Source organism: Terrisporobacter muris (assembly GCF_024621905.1).
Lineage (GTDB): Bacteria > Bacillota > Clostridia > Peptostreptococcales > Peptostreptococcaceae > Terrisporobacter > Terrisporobacter muris.
In genome coordinates this window covers 1-3,348 of the sequence record NZ_JANKBY010000357.1, presented here as the reverse complement: position 1 = coordinate 3,348, position 3,348 = coordinate 1, and the positions used below count along the sequence as shown (strand labels likewise).

Genomic DNA, 3,348 nt, shown 5'->3' with positions numbered 1-3,348 from the left:
ATCTAAAAATGATTTCTTTTGAAATCATTTTACGTTATATCAGTTGCTACTTCAGTTATATTTTCAACTTCTAAATCTTCATTAAATAAATCTATTATATTATCTATTTCTTCTTCATATTCTTTTTGGTTTAATTTATATAAAAGAGCATCATCTAACAATTCCTTCATATCTAGATACAAATTATCTAGCACATAAAAATATCCCTCTTTTATATCTTTTAGTTTATCTAATGATTCTAGTTTTTTGCTTATATCTCGAACTATATCTATATCATGGACATTTATTTCTTTTATAGATGTTAAATAAGTTTTTATAGTTTTAATTACTTCTAATGATATACAAAAAATATCAAACTCCCCACTTTGGTTATATAAATATTGTCTATATTCTTCAAATCTATTTTCTAAATCTTCATTCAAAGTAATAAAAGGTGGTTTTAAAAAGTCATGTATTATTAATAAATTTCTTATTTTATCATTTTCTTCTAAAACTTTATCTAGTATATATAAATTATAAGCATCGTATAATGGATCATGAGCATCACCACAAAACTTTACATTTGCATATTCTAAAAGATTTTTTAGAGATACATAGTTCATACATTTAATTCCATAATTTATATACTTATCTTTAATATCCACAAATAGTTCTCTTATATTACTTAGAAATCTAGGATGATTATTTTTTTGAGAACTTAGTCTATCAGTATAATTAAAACACGTTAAATCTAAATTTCCAAATGTGTAAATACCTTCAATATCTGTATATATGCCAAGCCATGATTTAAAATCTCTCATCACACTTTCATAAGTTGGCGCAGTTTGTAAATCTTCTGTTGTTATATGTGTAAGTTCCTCAATATGCGGAAAAACCTCTTGACTAGTAACTGGTTTGATTAAAGATTTGAATTTATCTATTTTCCCACTTTTAGTATCATATTTAATGGCTCCAATTGCTATAATTTCTGCTTTAAAGCTCTCCCTCTTACTTTTGGAACTTGGCATATTCATTTCAAAATCCATGTAAATCTTCTTCAAAATAATTCCCCTCTCTTTATAGCTATAATTATATTTTATCATAATTAACATAAAGAAAAACCGTTGAATTATTATTTCAACGGTTATTTTGTATTTTATTCTTCATTTTCAAATTTATCTAAGAAAGAGTGTTTTTTCCCATCTTGTTCCCAGCCTAAAACTGAGTCTAAATATACATTTTGTGCCGATCTAAATATTGATTTTTCAACCTCTTGGAAGTTATCTCCTAGAGATTTAATTAAATCTTTTATTTCATACCTTTTATTTCCTGTCTTTTTAGCTGCAACCATACAAGCACAGTTTAGAGGCCAGATACCACTATTTTGTATGAATTTTATAATACTTTCTTCTCTTATATAATAAAGAGGTCTTATTATTTGTATTCCATCAAAGTTTGTTGAATTAAGTTTTGGAAGCATTGTTTTAAAGTTTCCAGCACACAATAAATTAAGCATAGTTGTTTCTATAACATCATCAAAATGGTGACCTAAAGCTAATTTATTACACCCTAATTCTTCAGCTTTATTATATAAAGCTCCTCTTCTCATTCTTGCACACATATAGCAAGGGTAATCACTTGCTATTTCATCTGCTACTTCAAATATATTTGCATCGAATAATTTTATTGGTATTTCTAAATACTCACAGTTATCTATTAATAATTGTCTTATATCTTTGTGATATCCTGGGTCCATTGCTATAAATTCTAGTTCAAAGTTTACCTGTCCATGTCTTTTTAATTCTTGGAACATTTTCGCCATAAGTAAACTATCTTTTCCACCAGATATTGCTACAGCAATTTTATCTCCTTCTTCAACTAATTTATAATCTTTTATTGCTTTTATAAATTTAGACCAAGTGTATTTTCTATATTTTTTTAATATACTTTTTTCGATTTCTTTTAAAGGTTTACGCTCGTCAAAAGGTACTATTATTTGACAGCCATTTCCTGCTAATTCACTCATCTTTTCACCTCATATTCTCTACATATCTATGCATAAATTTAATTTTATCATATTTCATAGGTTTTATACAAGCAAGCACTCACGATTTCGAATAATTTGAATAGTATAGAATTAAGATAGAAATATCTAATTCAACAAGGAGGTTTTGACAATATGGAAAATACATCTCGAGGAGTGTCACAAAACTGTGGCTGCTGTTTAGTAAGACCATATGTGAATGATCAAGTGCTAACAAAAATATATAATCTTGAATGTGCATTAAAATATGGAACAATTTTTCCAGAATTAAACTTATATGATTCTGAAATGTACAACCCAGCATTATATTCATCACCTAGAAAAAGAGTAGGAGGTAGAAAATAATGGCTAGTATGAGCAGAGGAGAACAAATAGTAAAAATTCAAGAACTATGCTTTGCATGCGTAGATTTAAATTTGTATTTAGATAATCATCCAGAAGATAAAAATGCTGTATGTTTATATAACTCTCTTGGGCAACAGTTTGAGCAAGCAGTTAAAGCTTATGAAAAAAAATACGGACCTTTGATGAACTTTGGTCATAGTAGCAGCGCTTGTCCTTTCCAATGGGTTGACGATCCTTGGCCATGGCAAAAAGAATATTATGAATAGATAAAAAAATAGGGGGATTTAAATATATGTGGATATATGAAAAAACATTACAATTTCCAGTTGTTTTAAGATGTAAAGATTTAAGAATGGCTAAACTTATAATGACTCAACTTGGTGGCCCAAATGGAGAGATGGCTGCTGCACTTAGATATTTACAACAAAGATATACAATGCCTACTGGAAAAACAAAAGGGCTATTAACAGATATTGGTACAGAAGAATTAGCTCATGTTGAGGTAATATCCTCTATGCTTTATCAATTAACTGAGGATGCAACACCAGAAGAAATGAAAGCATGTGGATTAGGGCCAAACTTTGCCCAATTTGGACATGGCTTGCAACCAAGCGATGCAAATGGTTCTCCTTTTACAACTTCTTATATTAATGTATTTGGAGATTCTATAACTAACTTGCACGAGGATATGGCAGCTGAGCAAAAAGCACTTGCTACTTATTATCAATTAATCAATCTTACTGATGATGTTGATATAATTGCTGTTTTAAGATTTTTAGCAGAAAGAGAAATCGTTCATTATCAAAGATTTGGGGAGGCTTTGATGGATGTTTATGATTATACCGATTGTAAGAAAATATTTTAATATTTAAAAATATATTTAAAAAGGTTGCAGGTAAATAGAGTGTTAAATTTTTTACCTGCAACCTTTTATATTTTATTTAGATCAAAATTTACATTTTTGATAGTGCTTTTATTTT

Annotated in this window: 5 protein-coding genes; 3 read left to right on the top strand and 2 right to left on the bottom strand. The window is 28.3% G+C overall.

Going from position 1 to position 3,348, the window contains the following annotated elements; all coding sequences use genetic code 11:
• Nucleotides 1-29: 29 nt before the first annotated feature.
• Nucleotides 30-1,040 (bottom strand): 3'-5' exonuclease, encoded by a 1,011-nt coding sequence (locus NSA58_RS17685; protein ID WP_074429451.1) that lies wholly within the window; start codon nucleotides 1,038-1,040, stop codon nucleotides 30-32.
• A 95-nt stretch (nucleotides 1,041-1,135) separates the two neighbouring features.
• Complete coding sequence (locus NSA58_RS17680) at nucleotides 1,136-2,005, bottom strand: tRNA 2-thiocytidine biosynthesis TtcA family protein (RefSeq protein WP_039679910.1); 870 nt, start codon at nucleotides 2,003-2,005, stop codon at nucleotides 1,136-1,138.
• Between the two features lie 153 nt (nucleotides 2,006-2,158).
• Here NSA58_RS17680 and NSA58_RS17675 point away from each other — a divergent pair, with 153 nt between their 5' ends.
• The 3 genes from NSA58_RS17675 to NSA58_RS17665 are packed head-to-tail and all read left to right on the top strand — an operon-like array spanning nucleotide 2,159 to nucleotide 3,233.
• Nucleotides 2,159-2,368, top strand: a complete 210-nt coding sequence (locus NSA58_RS17675) for a spore coat associated protein CotJA (RefSeq protein WP_039679909.1) — start codon at nucleotides 2,159-2,161, stop codon at nucleotides 2,366-2,368.
• Nucleotides 2,368-2,634: a spore coat protein CotJB gene (locus NSA58_RS17670; protein ID WP_039679908.1), complete on the top strand. Its 267-nt coding sequence runs from the start codon at nucleotides 2,368-2,370 to the stop codon at nucleotides 2,632-2,634. The genes NSA58_RS17675 and NSA58_RS17670 overlap by 1 nt, the downstream gene beginning before the upstream one ends.
• A 26-nt stretch (nucleotides 2,635-2,660) precedes the next feature.
• A complete protein-coding gene (locus tag NSA58_RS17665) occupies nucleotides 2,661-3,233 on the top strand; it encodes a manganese catalase family protein (RefSeq protein WP_039679907.1) in 573 nt (190 codons plus the stop codon).
• The last annotated feature ends 115 nt before the right edge of the window (nucleotides 3,234-3,348 follow it).